Consider the following 13976-nt stretch of genomic DNA (forward strand, 5'->3'; position numbering starts at 1 on the left):
CGCCACAACCGACGCCAGCGTTTCCGAAACCTCAGCCCTTGGCCAGCGAGCGCTCCTCGGCGGCGGTCTTGAGCCCGTCGAGCATCACTTCCCAATTGCGGCGGAACGCGGCGATGGTTTTCGCGTCGGGTCGCTCGCCGCCGATCGGCGTCTGGCTGAGCTTCACCCGGGTGCGCTCGCCCTGCGGCTCGAGCCGCACATCGACGAGGTTGTAGCTGTCGGGAACGTCGGGCTTGCCCGAGGATGGGCTGTAATGGGTGAAGGTCAGCCGGCGACGATCCTCGATGTCGCGGATTTCACCATGGTCCTTGAACGCCTTGCCCTGAAACTCTCCGGTAAAGCTGATCGGCGACCCGGGCCCCCAATCGGTCTCGACGTCGGCGCCCATGAACATCGCCGATTTGCGCGCGGTCAGGGCGTCCCACACGGCCCCGGCCTCCGCTTCGATCAGGGTTTCGACTTCGACGAGGGGCTTGTCCATGGCGCGGTCCTTCAACTGCTGGATTAGCAATCCATAGACGGTGCCGAGGGTTCCGTCAGCGCCAGTCCCCGGCCACCGTCATGTACGCTGCGAGCGCCGCCAGCGCGGCGGTTTCGGCGCGCAGGATGCGCGAGCCGAGCGAGATAGGCATGGCGTTCGGCGCGGCGCGGATGATGGCGCGCTCGTCATCGGTAAAGCCGCCTTCGGGTCCAATGAGGATGGTCGCCGCGCCGGGCTTGAACGCGTTCACCGCCGGTTCGCCACCGCTCTCGTCGGCGAAATAGAGCCTCCTCGCTTTGTCTTGCAGGAGCCCGGCAAGTGTGACGGGCTCGGCCAATTCGGGGAGCAACGTCCGGCCGCACTGCTCGGCAGCCTCGATGATATGTGCGCGCAGCCGGTCGAAGTTGAGCCGCTCGACAATCGTCCGCTGGGTCGTCACCGGGATCAGCCGCGCCGCGCCCAACTCGGTCGCTTTTTCGACCAGCCAGTCGATCCGCGCGCGCTTGACCGGCGCGAACGCCAGCCAGACATCGGGGATGGTTTCGGGCTCGCGGGTGCGGCGCTCGACGGTCAGCGCCATGCGCTTCTTGCCCGCGTCGGCAATCCGCGCCAGCCACTCCCCGCTCGCCCCGTCGAACAGCAGCAGCTCCCCGCCCACCTTCATCCGCAGTACATTGCCAAGGTAATTCGCCTGCCCCGCATCAAGTTCGACCCGCAGGCCGTCATCGAGTGCCGTTCTCACGAACAGGCGTGCCAGGGATTTAGGCGGCCAGGCGGGGGTTGCGGGCATGGCCAAGGCTTAGCCGCACGGCCCAACGTCCGCCAAGGGTGGAAAGCAGACATTCGGATCGAGAAATTGCGGGTCAACACCCCCGCTTTAGTCGCTGCTAGAGACTCATCAACTCAGCTGAGCTCGCCCGTGGAAAGCCAGCGGGCGCATTCCGGGCCCAGCTTTTCGACCGCCATTTTCTCGTAGCCGTGGCTTTCGGCTTCTGAGAGGGTGTCTTTCCAGCGCCCGTTCACGCCCTTATTCATGAAATCGCCCGCACCACCTTCGAATACTGCGCCACCCAAGGGTGCCACCTTATTGGCATGAGCCTTCATATATTCGAAGCTGCAGTGCTCGACGATTGCGGGCCAGACGTCTTCTGGCACTTCAATGTCTAGGAAGTTAGCAATCGCCCGCATCTCTCCGGGAAGATCCGCTTTGAGCGCGTTGAAGTGGACCAACTTCACATTTGGCAGATCGCGGGCTGCCCACCAACAGGCAATGTTTTCCCAGAAAGACCAAAGCGGATAGCCGTCCTGCTCGAGCCACGTGCGGAAGTAACGACGGACGTCCGGATCAGGCGGTTCAATCGGAGGGCCAACGAGCCCCGGAGTATCGTTCATAATCTGATACCACAGCGCGTTCGCCGTGGAATGATGATGGTAGAATGAAAACAACACGTCGCGGCCATCGCGTCCGATGTAGATGTATTTTGCTTCGGGCGAGAAAACGAGCGCGTCCACCGGCAAGTGCGTCTTGACGACCCGTCGGTGCGTCTGCGCTTCGAGCATCGCCAGCTTCTCCATCGCGGGGGGCACACGCAGATCGACCCATGGCGAGATTGCGTGCATCGCGATCTCCTCATCACCCTGAAAAATTAGCTGTCCGACTATCTGCTGCATCCAAGTCGTGCCTGACTTGGCGTAGGTGACGATCACCACGTCGTCGTCCCGAAAAACGAACTGGTTCCAGACCGTGGAATTCATGTGATGATTCATCAGCTCGCGCGTCTTGCGCGGCCAAGCGATGGGGGCATTAGGCATGAGACATCTATCCTTGATATCCGACGCGACAGGGGTGAGCCGCTGACCTGGCAATGTCAAAATGGTTGCGTCGAGTTCACGAGCGACCGCAACGGGCGGAAAGCGGACACTTGCAGACAGGCGCGGGCGTCTTCGCTAGGCGGTCCTCGTGACCACAACCACCGACATCGTCCCGGACAGCGAGCGGCGCGGGTTGATTGGCGCGCTGCCGCCGCGGCTGCGGCCGTTCGCGTCGCTGATGCGCCTCGACCGGCCGATCGGCAGCTGGCTGCTCTACTGGCCGGGCGCGTGGAGCGTCGCGCTGGCCGGCGTTTACGGGCGCTGGGACCTGTTCCTGTGGCTCGGCCTCGGCGCCTTCGCGATGCGCAGCGCGGGCTGCGTCTACAACGACATCGTCGATCGCGAGCTCGACCGCGGCGTCGAACGAACGCGGCTGCGCCCGCTCGCCAGCGGTCGCGTTTCGGTCACCGCCGCGTGGGTGCTGACGATTGCCCTGTGCCTGATCGGCCTCATCGTCTTGCTCCAGCTCAACCGCCCAGCGCAGTTGCTCGCGCTCGGTAGCCTCGCTTTGGTCGCCGCTTACCCGTTCATGAAGCGCCTCACCTGGTGGCCGCAGGCGTGGCTCGGGCTGGTGTTCTCATGGGGCGCTTTGGTCGGCTGGCCGGCGATCACGGGGCGTCTCGAAACGCCCGCGCTGTGGCTCTACGCGGGCAGCGTCGCCTGGGTGATCGGTTATGATACGCTGTACGCGATCCAGGACACGGAGGACGACGCGCTGGTCGGGGTGAAATCCTCGGCCCGGCGGTTGGGCGACCAGGCGCCGCTGGGCATTACGATTTTCTATGCGCTGGCGGTGCTGCTGTGGAGCGCGGCCATCTGGTCGGTGCGGCCCGACTGGGTGGCGCTGCTGGCGCTATTGCCGGCCACCCTGCATCTCGCCAATCAGGCGTTGCGCGCCGACCCCAAGGACGGCGAGGGCGCGCTCAGGCTGTTCCGGTCAAACCGGACGTGCGGACTGCTGGTGTTCCTCGGCATGCTGGCCGTCGGCCTTTCCACCCGCTAGGCGCACCCGCTTATGCTTAGTCTCGATTCAGCGCGTTGCGCGGCGCAAGCTTTGGTCGACCGCGCGACCGCGGCCGGCGCCGACACCGCCGACGCGGTCTATGTCGGCGAACGGTCGAGCAGCGTGTCGGTGCGTCTCGGCGCGCTCGAACAGGTCAACCGCTCGGAAGGCGAGGAAATCGGCTTGCGCCTGTTCCTCGGTCAGCGGTCGGCGACGGTCGCGTCCTCCGACCTTGCCGACGACGCGCTGGCCGCGCTGGTCGAGCGGGCGATGGCGATGGCGGCGGAAGCGCCCGAAGACCCCTATGCGGGTCTTGCCCCCGACGATCTCGTGCTGCGCGGCGACATCGCAATTCTCGACACCGACGACGGCCAGGATCCCGACCCCGCCGCCCTGCGTGCCCGGGCACTCGAGGCGGAGCAAGCGGCACTGGCGGTTCCCGGTGTAACCAATTCCAGCGGCGGTTCGGCCAGTGCCTCGGCGTCGACCTTCGCGCTGGCGACGTCGGCGGGCTTCGCCGGAGCCTCTCGCTCGTCGGGTTACAGCTGCTCGGCAGGGGTCATCGCCGGGGAAGGTGCAGGCATGCAGCGCGATCATGCCTGGCACAGCGCGCGCCACTTCGACGACCTCGACCCTGCCGAGGAGATTGGCCGTCTCGCCGGGGAGCGCGTCGTCGCCCGGCTATATTCGACGCGGCCCAAGCCCGGCCGGATGCCGGTGCTGTTCGACCCGCGGGTGGCCTCGACCTTGCTTGGTCATCTGGCCGGCGCGATCAGCGGCTCGGCGGTGGCGCGCAAGTCGAGCTTTCTCCAGGACCGGCTCGGCAGCCGCGTATTTGCCCCAGGAGTGACGATCGTCGACGACCCGCTGCGGTTGCGCGGGCTGAGGTCGCGGCCGTTCGACGGCGAAGGGCTGGGCGTCGCGCGGATGGAGATCGTTGCCGATGGCATGCTCAATAGCTGGATCGCCGAGAGCGCAGCGGCGCGCCAGCTTGGCATTGCGCCCACCGGCCATGCGGTGCGCGGGGCGGGCGGCGCGCCGGGAGCGTCCCCGAGCAACTTCTACATGGCCGCCGGGCCGCGCAGTCGCGACGCGCTTCTCGCCGCATTCCCCGAAGCGCTGCTGGTGACCGAGCTGATCGGGCAGGGCGTCAATTCGGTCACCGGCGACTACAGCCGCGGCGCGGCCGGGTTTATGGTTCGCGGCGGCGCGATCGCCGAGCCGGTCGCCGAAATCACCATCGCGTCGAACCTCGTCGACATGTTCGCGACGCTGGAACCGGGCTCGGACCTCAAGTTCCGCCGGGGCGTCGACGCCCCGACGTTGCTCATTCCCGAAATGACCGTCGGCGCAGCCTAAGCGGCGCCGCTCCTAATTCGCTTCGGTGCCCTTGGCGTCCGGAGCCCACAGCACGTGGGTAATGACTTTCCGGCCATCGGAGAGCTGGCGCACGAATGTGTCCGGCCGTCCCTTGCCGTCGCGGCCGATCGCATTGCCCCAATCGGCCTTGGTATCGCCGACCCCGGAGTCGTTTTGCTGCCGAGGCGTCGCACGGCCGACTTCGCGCACTCCAAAGTTCGTGCTCGCGGGAGACGAGGTGAAAGTGTTCGTGCTGTCGAAATGCGCGTAGATCGTCTCCAGCTGCTCATAATCGTGCGCATTTGGATGCTGGTTGGTGGTCGGATTGTTGGTGTAATCCATACAAGTGCCAAGATTGGCGTTGCTGAAATTTGTGTCCTGGTGGTCGAGCCCGAAATCGTGGCCGATTTCCTGGCATGTGACCATTTGCCGCCACGCCGGCGTATTGTACTGGGATGTGTTGAAGTAGGTGTCATTTAACTTGGTGGTGCCTTGGGTGATGTGACTGCCATTGGCCCAGATCGAGGCGATGCCGAGCCAGCCGCGCTGACCGTAGGTTGCATTGCAAACTTGGACTTGACCGGCGATCGGGTTGCACTGCTTGGGACTGGCGCTCGAGGGAGCGGCAGTCGTCGGCGTGAAGTCGAGCACGGTTGACGTGCCCCAGTCGTTCATGGCCGTCTGCAAATAAGGCTCCCAATTCGACGTCAATGCTTCGTTGATCTTTAACGTCAGGGGATTGGCGGTCCGTCCCCAGTGGTAAGTTCCCCAACTGTGATTAGCCGACGCGGGCGTCAGCGCGCCAAGTGCAACGCACGCGGCAAGCGCGACTCGAGTGACGATTTTCATGACAAGTGCCCCATTACGCTCTTGGCGGCTCCCAATGCGCCGCCCTCAGAAGTGCTAGGCTCTGCCTCGGTGATGCCGCTGTCAAGTGGCTGAAATGGTTAGCCAGCCGCCGCCACGCTCGGCACCTGAAGCCGCATAATTTCGATCTTGATGCAGTGGTTCATCACCACTTTAAGACCGGCGGCTGCGGCGCGCTCGGCCGCGGCCTCGTCGATCACTCCCAATTGCATCCACACCGCTTTGGCGCCGACGGCGATCGCCTGATCGACCGCTTCGCCGGCGGCATCGGACCGGCGAAAGATGTCGACGATGTCGATCGGCTCGCCGATCTGAGAGAGCTCGCGCCACACGAACTCGCCCTGGATATGCTCGCCGGTAATCTCCGGATTGACCGGCAGCACGCGATAACCGTGGCTCTGCAGAAACTTCATCACGCCAAAAGACGGCCGGTCGGGCCGATCGGACGCCCCGACCATCGCAATGGTGCGGGCGCTTGTCAGTAGCTCGGCGATATCTTGGTCGCGGGTCAGTGGCATAATCGCTCTCCAGTCAGTCCATCAAATGCATCACGCGGCGGCGGTATCCAGCGCCGCGAGCAATTTGTCGGCAAGGGCTGCGAACGCGGCGGCTTCCGGCCCGTCGCCGGCGGCGGGAGGGGTTCCGGCGTCGGACGCGGCGCGCAACGCCATCGACAGCGGCAGGCGCCCCAGAAAGGCGATGCCGAGTTCCTTGGCCGCCGATTCTGCGCCGCCGCTGCCGAACGGGTCCGACGATTCGCCGCAGTGCGGGCAGACATAGCCTGCCATATTCTCGACGATGCCGATCACCGGCACCTTGGTCTTGCGGAACAGGTCGATGGCGCGGGTGGCGTCGATCAACGCCAGGTCCTGCGGGGTCGAAACGATCAGCGCGCCGGTCGGCATTGCCCGCTGGATCAGCGACAGTTGGACGTCGCCGGTGCCGGGTGGCAAATCGACGATCAGATATTCGGCGTCGCCCCAATCGGCGTCGAGCAGACGAGCCAGCGCGCCCGTCGCCATCGGCCCGCGCCAAGCGAGCGCGTGGCCGGCCGACACCAGTTGCCCGAGCGACAAGAAGTGCAGGCCGTGCGCGGCGACCGGGATCAACTTGTCGTCCTTGGCCGTTGGTTTGGCGTCGCTGCCGAGCAATTTGGGCTGTGACGGGCCATAGATGTCGGCGTCGATCAGGCCGACTTTCTTGCCCGTGCGCGCCAACGCGATCGCCAGGTTGGCGGCCAGCGTCGACTTGCCGACGCCGCCCTTGCCGCTGGCGATGGCGATCAGCTTGCGGCCCGGCTGGGACGCGGTGAGGGCAATCCTGGCGCTCTCGACACCGGGTATCGCCAAAGCGGCGGCGCGCAGGTCGCGCTCCAGTGCATCGCGGCTGGCCTCGTCGAGCCCCGTTGCGTCGACGACCAGCGAAGCGATGGTGCCGACCAGCTTGCGCGACCGGATTCGGGCGACATCAGGGAATGTGTCGAGGCTGCTCAGCGGATCGGGTTGGTCGGTCATTGCCGGCGACATAGGAAGTCCGTCGACGCTTGCCACTGTTTTTCGACTGCGACGCAACCTATAGTGGGGATATGAGCATATTTTCGGGGCTGGGCTCGCGGGCTCGCGGCCTCTTCAGCGACAACAAGGGACCATGGGGCCCGACCGGCGGGGATGAACCACCGCCGGGCGACGGCGACCGCGGCGGCCCGTGGGGCGAGCCACCCAAGCGCGGCCGCCGGTCCAACCCGTTGCCGGCGGGTAACGTCGCGTCGTTCGAGGATTTCCTGAGGCGCAGCAAGGCCCGCTTCGGCGGCGATGGCGGCGGCGGCGGTTTTCCGGGCCGGCCCGACCGTTCGGTTTTCATGTGGGGGCTGCTTGCTCTCGTCCTGGTGTGGCTGGTGTTCACGGTCTTCCACAGCATCGCACCGGAACAGCGCGGCGTCGTCACCCGCTTCGGCCGATATTACACCACGCTGGGGCCGGGCGTCAGCCTGACCCTGCCGTCGCCGATCGACCGGGTGCAGAAAATCGACGTCGAGAACATCCGCGTCGAGAATTTGCCGTCGCAGCCGGATGCGATGATGCTGACCGGCGACCAGAACATCATCGATATCGACTATTCGGTGCGCTGGAACATCCGCGACCCCGAGCTTTTCCTGTTCGAGCTCGCCGACCCGCAGGAGACCATTCGCCAGGTCGCCGAAAGCGCGATGCGGGCGGTTATCGCGCGCGTCTCCCTGAGGGACGCGATGGGTGACCGCCGCGGACAGATCGAGGGCCAGGTGATGGAGTCGGTCCAGCGAGTCCTCGATGGCTACCGGGCCGGTGTCCTGGTCCAGGGCGTAGCGATCAAGCGCGCCGATCCCCCTGACGCGGTCAACGCCGCCTTCAAGGAGGTCAGCGCCGCCCAGCAGGATGCGCAGCGCTACGTCAGCCGGGCCAATTCCTACGCTCAGCAGCTTACCTTCAAGGCCGAGGGCGAGGCCGGGGCGTTCGACAAAGTCTATGAGCAATATAAATTGGCGCCCGACGTCACTCGCCGCCGCATGTATTACGAGACCATGGAGGAAGTGCTGCGGCGGGTCGACAAGACGATCATCGAGGCTCCGGGCGTGATGCCCTATTTGCCGTTGCCGCAGCCCCAAAAGGGGCAGCCCCCGGCGGATTCTGGACAATGATGGAGCTCGTTCGCCGCCGCTCGTTGCTGGCCGGAATTGCAGGCCTGGTCCTGCTGTTTGTCGTGCTCGGTAGCTTCCCGATCGTCCCGGAAACCAAGCAGGCGGTGATCGTCCGCTTCGGCAAGCCGGTGCGGATTCTCAACCAATTCAAGCCCAATCACCCGATCGGCGGGGAGGGTGCCGGCATCTCGTGGCGAATCCCGTTCGTCGAAAACCTAGTGTGGATCGACAAAAGGGTGCTCGACGTCGACATGGACCGCCAGCAGGTACTTTCGACCGACCAGCTTCGGCTCGAGGTCGACGCCTTCGCCCGCTACCGGATCGTCGACCCGCTGAAGATGTACATTCGTGCTCGAACTCCCGAGCGGGTGAGTCAGGCGTTACAGCCGATTCTCGGTTCGGAATTGCGCAATGAGCTTGGCAAGCGGCCGTTCGCGTCGCTCCTTTCGCCGGAGCGCGAGGGCGTGATGGAGAATGTCCGCAGCGGCCTCGACCGCGTCGCGCGGCAATATGGCGCCGAGATCATCGACGTCCGCATCAAGCGGGCGGACCTGCCCGACGGAACCCCGCTCGACAGCGCCTACGAGCGGATGCGCAACGCGCGCGTGCAGGAAGCCCTCTCGATCCGCGCCGAAGCGGCCAAAAAAGCCCAGATCATCCGCGCCGAAGCCGAGGCCCAGGCGGCCAAAACCTATGCTGCAAGTTTCGGCAAGGATCCGGGATTCTATGATTTCTATCGGGCGATGCAGAGCTATCAGCGGACATTCATCGGCGAACCGAACGACCGTCCCGCGCCTTCGACCATCATTTTGTCGCCGCAGAACGACTATCTGAAGGAATTCTCTGGACGCTCGCGCTGAATAATTGAACGTGCGCTCACTTGCGTTCGTTCAATCAGGATTAAGGCCCAAGCGGATTAAGGCTGCAATCCACATAATCTTTGCATCCGCCAGATAAGTCATGGAGTATCGATGAGAGCGAAGGAGTCCGGAAAAGTGCGCTACGCCTATGGGGTCACAATGGCTCTGCTGCTAGGAGGAACCGCCTTCTCGATCGCCAGCGGCCCAGTCGGCGCGCAGGTCGCTCAAAATGAGCCGTCGGCAATGTCGCCGCGTCCCGGCGCGCCACTATCGTTCGCCGACCTTGCCGCGCGGCTGCAACCGGCGGTGGTCAACATCTCGACCAAGCAACGGGTCCCCGTCACCGCCCAGTCGAATGATCCGTTCGAGGAATTCTTCCGCCGGTTCGGGGCGCCGCAGGGACAGCCGGGACAACCAGCGCCGCAAGGCGGCGTGGCGCCGCGGACCCGCGAGACCGGATCGCTGGGCTCGGGCTTCATTGTCTCGCCCGACGGCTATATCGTCACCAACAACCATTTGGTGGCCGGCATCAACGGCTCGGGCACCGTCGACACCGTCACCGTCATCTTGACCAACCGCAAGGAATATACCGCGCGGATCGTCGGTCGCGACCAGACGTCTGACCTTGCCTTGCTCAAGATCGAAGGCACCAACCTACCGTACGTCAACTTCGGCGACAGCACTCGCGCCCGGGTCGGTGACTGGGTGCTTGCCGTTGGCAATCCTTACGGCCTTGGCGGAACCGTCACCGCGGGCATCATCTCGGCCCTTCACCGCGGCATCACCGGCACCGGCGCCTATGACCGCTACATTCAGACCGACGCCTCGATCAACATGGGCAATTCGGGCGGCCCGATGTTCGATTTGAACGGCAATGTCATCGGCATCAACTCCGCGTTGATTTCGCCGACCGGGGCCAGCGTCGGCATCGGCCTGGCGATCCCCGCTGAACTGGCCAAGCCGGTGATCGATTCGCTCCGCCGTGGTCAGCGTCCGCAGCGTGGTTACCTCGGGATCAGCCTGCAGCCGCTCGACGAGAATATCGCGCCGAGTCTGGGCCTGCCCAAGGACAGCGGCGAAATCGTCCGCTGGGTCCAGCCGGGCGAAGCCGCGGCACGCGCCGGAATCCAGGCTGGCGACGTGGTCGTACGGGTCAATGGCCAGCCGGTCACGCCCGATCAGACCGCGTCCTTCCTGATCGCTAACAATGCCGTAGGCACAAAAATTCCGATCGATATCATTCGCGATGGCCGGCCAATCCGGATCACTGCGACGGTCGCGCAACGGCCGACCGAAGACCAACTGGCGGCGCTGACCGGCGGAACTCCGGGTGGAGATTCGGCGGTCGGGACCACAGTGACAGTGCCAACCCAGCAGGCGCTGGGGTTGTCGTTGCAGCCACTGACGCCCGAGCTTGCCAACGCTTCCAAGCTTCCCGCAACCGCGCGCGGCGTCATTATCACCGCGGTCGACCCGGCTAGCGACGCCGCCGAACAAGGCCTTCAGCGCGGCGATCTAATCGTGACGGTCAACCGGCAATCGGTGGCGACTCCGGCGCAGGTCACGGCGGCGGTCGAAGGCGCCCGCCGAACCGGGCGCACGTCGGTGCTTCTGCTGGTTCAGCGCGGGCCGGGCCCAGGCGCGTTTGTCGGAATCAATATCGCCGCTCGTTAGCGCGTTTCACAGTCCTGGTACCTCGAGCCCCCCTTGCGCTTGCTCCCTGCGTCGGCAAAGTGGCGACCGGAGGAGAGGCCCGCATGAGCGATCCCGGAATTACGTTCCACGGAATTGTCGAGCGCCTGAGCAAGGTGGGCGGGACGACCTTCGACGCCGGAGGTTTGCTGCGTGGTTGCTAAGGGTTGCGAACTGATCGAGGCGCTTGAACGCCAGTGGCGCGACGCTTTGTGTGCCAAGAACATAGACCTGTTGAGGTCGCTGATTCATGCGGACTTCGTGTTGATCGGCACGCGCGCGAGCGGCCCGTTCACACTCAACCGAGATGAATGGCTCGAGGCGATTCAGAAACGCGAGCTGGTCAGGATCGAGCTTGAAGTCGTCGAAGCGACGGTTCTCGACCAAGTGATGGTTGGCACTGTCCAGGCCAAGTGGTGCGTCAAATATCTCGGGCGCGAGATCGAAGACAGCGTGCTGCTGACCGACGTCTGGGTGTTCGACGACGGGCGCTGGCGGGTGGTGCGACGCCATTCGAGCCCGGTCCCGGCCATGGCCAGCGTCGCAGTATAGAGTTTTCAGGGGAGTCGAGGAATGGCGAGCAAGGGCGACGCGGCACAGGCCGGCACCATGGTCAAGGAACTGACGCTTAGGGGCATCGTCCTCGGCGCGCTGATCACCGTCGTGTTCACCGCCGCCAACGTCTATCTCGGACTCAAGATCGGCATTACCTTCGCGACGTCGATCCCAGCGGCCGTGATTTCAATGGCGGTCCTGAAAGCTTTCCGCGATTCGACGATCCAGGAAAACAATATCGTCCAGACGATTGCTTCGGCGGCAGGGACGCTGTCGGCGATCATCTTCGTGCTGCCTGGCCTCATAATGATCGGCTATTGGAACCACTTCCCATACTGGCTGTCGGTGGCCGTCATTGGCATCGGCGGCATCCTTGGGGTGATGTACTCGGTGCCCTTGCGCCGAGCGCTCGTGACCGGAACCGACCTTCCCTATCCGGAAGGAGTCGCCGCTGCTGAAGTTCTCAAGGTCGGCAGCGGGGTTGGCGGCGCAGAAGAGAACCGGCGCGGGCTGGTGCTGATTGCCGTTTCGACAATCATCGCTGCGCTGTACTTCCTGGTCGCCAAGACCCGCCTGCTGACCGACACGGCCGGGCGCGTCTTCAAGGTAGGCTCCGGTGGCTCGGCCATTTCCGCCAGCCTGTCGATGGCGTTAATTGGCGTCGGCCATCTGGTTGGCGTCGCGGTCGGCGCCGCGATGGTGATCGGTATGCTGATCACCTGGGCGTTCATCGTTCCCCACTGGACCCAGGACGCAGCCTTCGCTGCCCAGATCGGCGGCGATCTTGAAACGCTGGTCAGCGCGGCCTTCAAGCAAAAAGCCCGCATGGTCGGCGCCGGCACCATCGGCGTCGCGGCGATCTGGACCCTGCTGAAAATCATCGGACCGATTGTCGCGGGCATTCGCTCGGCGCTGATCGCCAACAAAGAGCGCAAGGCCGGCCGCGGGGCCGATCTGCCCCTGACTGAGCGCGACATCCCGATCGGCATCGTCACCGCCACGATCTTGCTGTCCATGATCCCGATCGGCCTTCTGCTTTATGCCTTCGGCAATACGGCGCCAATCGCGGCCGCACCTGGTCTAACCATCGCGCTCAGCATCATCTACACGCTGGTAGCCGGCGTCGTGATTGCCGCAGTGTGCGGTTACATGGCGGGGCTGATCGGCGCGTCGAACAGCCCGATCTCAGGCGTCGGCATCCTGTCGGTGCTGGGCATTTCCCTGATCCTCGTGGCGCTATTCCCCGGGGTCAGCGGTGACCAAACCAAGGCGCTGGTGGCGTTCGCTTTGTTCGTGACGGCAATCATATTCGGCGTCGCCACCATCTCGAACAACAACCTCCAGGATCTGAAGACCGGTCAGCTGGTTGAAGCGACCCCCTGGCGGCAGCAGGTGGCTCTGATCCTCGGCGTCGTGTTCGGCGCGATCGTCATTCCGCCAATTCTCGATCTCATGAACACGGCTTTCACCTTCCAGGGTGCGCCCGGGGCCAAGGAAACCGCGCTGGCCGCGCCGCAGGCAGCGATCATCTCGACGATTGCTCAGGGCGTGCTCGGCAGCAGCCTCGATTGGGGCTTGATCCGTGAAGGTGCAATCATCGGTGCCGTCGCCGTAATCGTCGATGAACTGTTGAGGCGGTTTTCCAACAAGCGCCTCCATCTGCCGCCGCTGGCGATCGGCATGGGCATCTATTTGCCGCTCGAGGCGGATCTGCTGATCCCCTTCGGCGCGGTGCTCGGCTGGTTCTACAATCGCTGGGCGTTGCAATCGAAGAGCCCGGCCTTCGCCGAACGGATGGGCGTGCTGATGGCTACCGGCCTGATCGTCGGCGAGAGCCTGATGGGTGTCGTCTACGCTTTCGCGGTCGCGGGGGCGGAGAAAGCGGGCTCGCCGGACAGCGCCAATGTGTTTGGGCTGGTTGCGCCTTACTCGGCAGTGATGCTGGTCAGCGTGGTGGTCTTTGCCGTCGCCATTGGGGCGCTATACTTGTGGACCAAGTCGCGCGCATCGGATGCGCCGGCGCCAGCGGACGATGCCTTCCCGCCGACCGAGGCGGCCTTCCGCTAAGTCAGCCTCGGCCGCGGTACGCAGCGACCCCCTGGTCGGGCAGCCACAGGCCTTCGGGCGGTGGGCCGCTTTGCCAGAAGACGTCGATCGGCATGCCGCCGCGCGGGTACCAATAGCCGCCGATGCGCAGCCATACAGGCTGCATTTCCGCGACCAGCCGCTGGCCGATGCCGACTGTCACGTCCTCGTGGAAACCGGCGTGGTTGCGGAACGCACCGAGGAACAGCTTGAGGCTCTTGGATTCGACGATTGTTGCGCCCGGCGCATAATCGATCACCAGATGCGCAAAGTCGGGCTGCCCGGTGACCGGGCACAGCGACGTGAATTCCGGCGCCGCGAACCGCACCAAATAGAGCGCGCCAGCTTGCGGGTTGGGCACATAATCGAGCACTGCCGCGTCGGGTGAAGCGGGCAGCGCGCTGCTCTTGCCAAGATGCTTGGGGTCCATGCCCGCGCCCCTAGCAGTAGAAAATCGTCATTGCGAGGAGCGCGGCGACGCGGCAATCCAGCGGCACGAGGCTGGATTGCTTCGCTTCGCTCGCAATG

14 protein-coding genes are annotated in these 13976 nt (G+C 64.7%); 7 read left to right on the forward strand and 7 right to left on the reverse strand.

The window, feature by feature from the left end:
• Positions 1-31: 31 nt before the first annotated feature.
• The 3 genes from RMO25_RS07750 to RMO25_RS07760 form a co-directional block, all read right to left on the reverse strand.
• Positions 32-481, reverse strand: a complete 450-nt coding sequence (locus RMO25_RS07750) for an SRPBCC family protein (protein WP_309662028.1) — start codon at positions 479-481, stop codon at positions 32-34.
• A gap of 55 nt (positions 482-536) precedes the next feature.
• Complete coding sequence (locus RMO25_RS07755) at positions 537-1271, reverse strand: 16S rRNA (uracil(1498)-N(3))-methyltransferase (RefSeq protein ID WP_309662029.1); 735 nt, start codon at positions 1269-1271, stop codon at positions 537-539.
• A gap of 113 nt (positions 1272-1384) precedes the next feature.
• A complete protein-coding gene (locus tag RMO25_RS07760; protein ID WP_309662030.1) occupies positions 1385-2293 on the reverse strand; it encodes a sulfotransferase domain-containing protein in 909 nt (302 codons plus the stop codon).
• 148 nt (positions 2294-2441) lie between these two features.
• On the opposite strand from RMO25_RS07760, the gene ubiA reads away from it, so the two are divergent.
• Both ubiA and RMO25_RS07770 read left to right on the forward strand, forming a co-directional pair.
• Positions 2442-3356, forward strand: a complete 915-nt coding sequence (ubiA, locus tag RMO25_RS07765; RefSeq protein WP_309662031.1) for a 4-hydroxybenzoate octaprenyltransferase — start codon at positions 2442-2444, stop codon at positions 3354-3356.
• Between the two features lie 12 nt (positions 3357-3368).
• Positions 3369-4715, forward strand: a complete 1347-nt coding sequence (locus RMO25_RS07770) for a metallopeptidase TldD-related protein (RefSeq protein ID WP_309662032.1) — start codon at positions 3369-3371, stop codon at positions 4713-4715.
• 12 nt (positions 4716-4727) lie between these two features.
• Here RMO25_RS07770 and RMO25_RS07775 read toward each other — a convergent pair whose 3' ends face one another.
• The 3 genes from RMO25_RS07775 to RMO25_RS07785 all read right to left on the reverse strand — a co-directional run bounded on the left by RMO25_RS07775 (position 4728) and on the right by RMO25_RS07785 (position 7096).
• Positions 4728-5564, reverse strand: coding sequence for a hypothetical protein (locus tag RMO25_RS07775; protein ID WP_309662033.1), 837 nt, complete (start codon positions 5562-5564; stop codon positions 4728-4730).
• A 98-nt stretch (positions 5565-5662) separates the two neighbouring features.
• Positions 5663-6100 (reverse strand): CoA-binding protein, encoded by a 438-nt coding sequence (locus tag RMO25_RS07780; RefSeq protein WP_309662034.1) that lies wholly within the window; start codon positions 6098-6100, stop codon positions 5663-5665.
• Positions 6101-6130: 30 nt separating this feature from the next.
• The gene (locus tag RMO25_RS07785) at positions 6131-7096 is read right to left on the reverse strand and encodes an Mrp/NBP35 family ATP-binding protein (RefSeq protein WP_309662035.1); all 966 of its coding nucleotides are present in this window, start codon (positions 7094-7096) and stop codon (positions 6131-6133) included.
• A 71-nt stretch (positions 7097-7167) separates the two neighbouring features.
• Here RMO25_RS07785 and hflK point away from each other — a divergent pair, with 71 nt between their 5' ends.
• The 5 genes from hflK (at position 7168) to RMO25_RS07810 (ending at position 13430) form a co-directional block, all read left to right on the forward strand.
• The gene (hflK, locus tag RMO25_RS07790; RefSeq protein WP_309662036.1) at positions 7168-8256 is read left to right on the forward strand and encodes an FtsH protease activity modulator HflK; all 1089 of its coding nucleotides are present in this window, start codon (positions 7168-7170) and stop codon (positions 8254-8256) included.
• Positions 8256-9116, forward strand: coding sequence for a protease modulator HflC (locus RMO25_RS07795; protein ID WP_309662110.1), 861 nt, complete (start codon positions 8256-8258; stop codon positions 9114-9116). Before hflK ends, RMO25_RS07795 begins: the two co-directional genes overlap by 1 nt.
• A gap of 111 nt (positions 9117-9227) precedes the next feature.
• A complete protein-coding gene (locus RMO25_RS07800; RefSeq protein ID WP_309662037.1) occupies positions 9228-10790 on the forward strand; it encodes a Do family serine endopeptidase in 1563 nt (520 codons plus the stop codon).
• Between the two features lie 171 nt (positions 10791-10961).
• Positions 10962-11360 (forward strand): nuclear transport factor 2 family protein, encoded by a 399-nt coding sequence (locus tag RMO25_RS07805; protein WP_309662038.1) that lies wholly within the window; start codon positions 10962-10964, stop codon positions 11358-11360.
• Between the two features lie 21 nt (positions 11361-11381).
• Complete coding sequence (locus RMO25_RS07810) at positions 11382-13430, forward strand: OPT family oligopeptide transporter (protein ID WP_309662039.1); 2049 nt, start codon at positions 11382-11384, stop codon at positions 13428-13430.
• Position 13431: 1 nt separating this feature from the next.
• On the opposite strand, the gene queF is transcribed toward RMO25_RS07810, so the two are convergent.
• Positions 13432-13878: a preQ(1) synthase gene (queF, locus tag RMO25_RS07815; protein WP_309662040.1), complete on the reverse strand. Its 447-nt coding sequence runs from the start codon at positions 13876-13878 to the stop codon at positions 13432-13434.
• Between the last annotated feature and the right edge of the window lie 98 nt (positions 13879-13976).

Origin of the sequence: Sphingomonas sp. (assembly GCF_031361285.1) — a bacterium.
Lineage (GTDB): Bacteria > Pseudomonadota > Alphaproteobacteria > Sphingomonadales > Sphingomonadaceae > Sphingomicrobium.

What these genes read in the sequence shown, in the direction of transcription:
- RMO25_RS07780 (WP_309662034.1), bottom strand. Translation starts at nt 6,100, where the DNA reads ATGCCACTGACCCGCGACCAAGATATCGCCGAGCTACTGACAAGCGCC.
- hflK (WP_309662036.1), top strand. Translation starts at nt 7,168, where the DNA reads ATGAGCATATTTTCGGGGCTGGGCTCGCGGGCTCGCGGCCTCTTCAGC.
- RMO25_RS07775 (WP_309662033.1), bottom strand. Translation starts at nt 5,564, where the DNA reads ATGAAAATCGTCACTCGAGTCGCGCTTGCCGCGTGCGTTGCACTTGGC.
- RMO25_RS07755 (WP_309662029.1), bottom strand. Translation starts at nt 1,271, where the DNA reads ATGCCCGCAACCCCCGCCTGGCCGCCTAAATCCCTGGCACGCCTGTTC.
- RMO25_RS07750 (WP_309662028.1), bottom strand. Translation starts at nt 481, where the DNA reads ATGGACAAGCCCCTCGTCGAAGTCGAAACCCTGATCGAAGCGGAGGCC.
- RMO25_RS07795 (WP_309662110.1), top strand. Translation starts at nt 8,256, where the DNA reads ATGGAGCTCGTTCGCCGCCGCTCGTTGCTGGCCGGAATTGCAGGCCTG.
- queF (WP_309662040.1), bottom strand. Translation starts at nt 13,878, where the DNA reads ATGGACCCCAAGCATCTTGGCAAGAGCAGCGCGCTGCCCGCTTCACCC.
- RMO25_RS07770 (WP_309662032.1), top strand. Translation starts at nt 3,369, where the DNA reads ATGCTTAGTCTCGATTCAGCGCGTTGCGCGGCGCAAGCTTTGGTCGAC.
- RMO25_RS07785 (WP_309662035.1), bottom strand. Translation starts at nt 7,096, where the DNA reads ATGACCGACCAACCCGATCCGCTGAGCAGCCTCGACACATTCCCTGAT.
- RMO25_RS07810 (WP_309662039.1), top strand. Translation starts at nt 11,382, where the DNA reads ATGGCGAGCAAGGGCGACGCGGCACAGGCCGGCACCATGGTCAAGGAA.
- RMO25_RS07800 (WP_309662037.1), top strand. Translation starts at nt 9,228, where the DNA reads ATGAGAGCGAAGGAGTCCGGAAAAGTGCGCTACGCCTATGGGGTCACA.
- RMO25_RS07760 (WP_309662030.1), bottom strand. Translation starts at nt 2,293, where the DNA reads ATGCCTAATGCCCCCATCGCTTGGCCGCGCAAGACGCGCGAGCTGATG.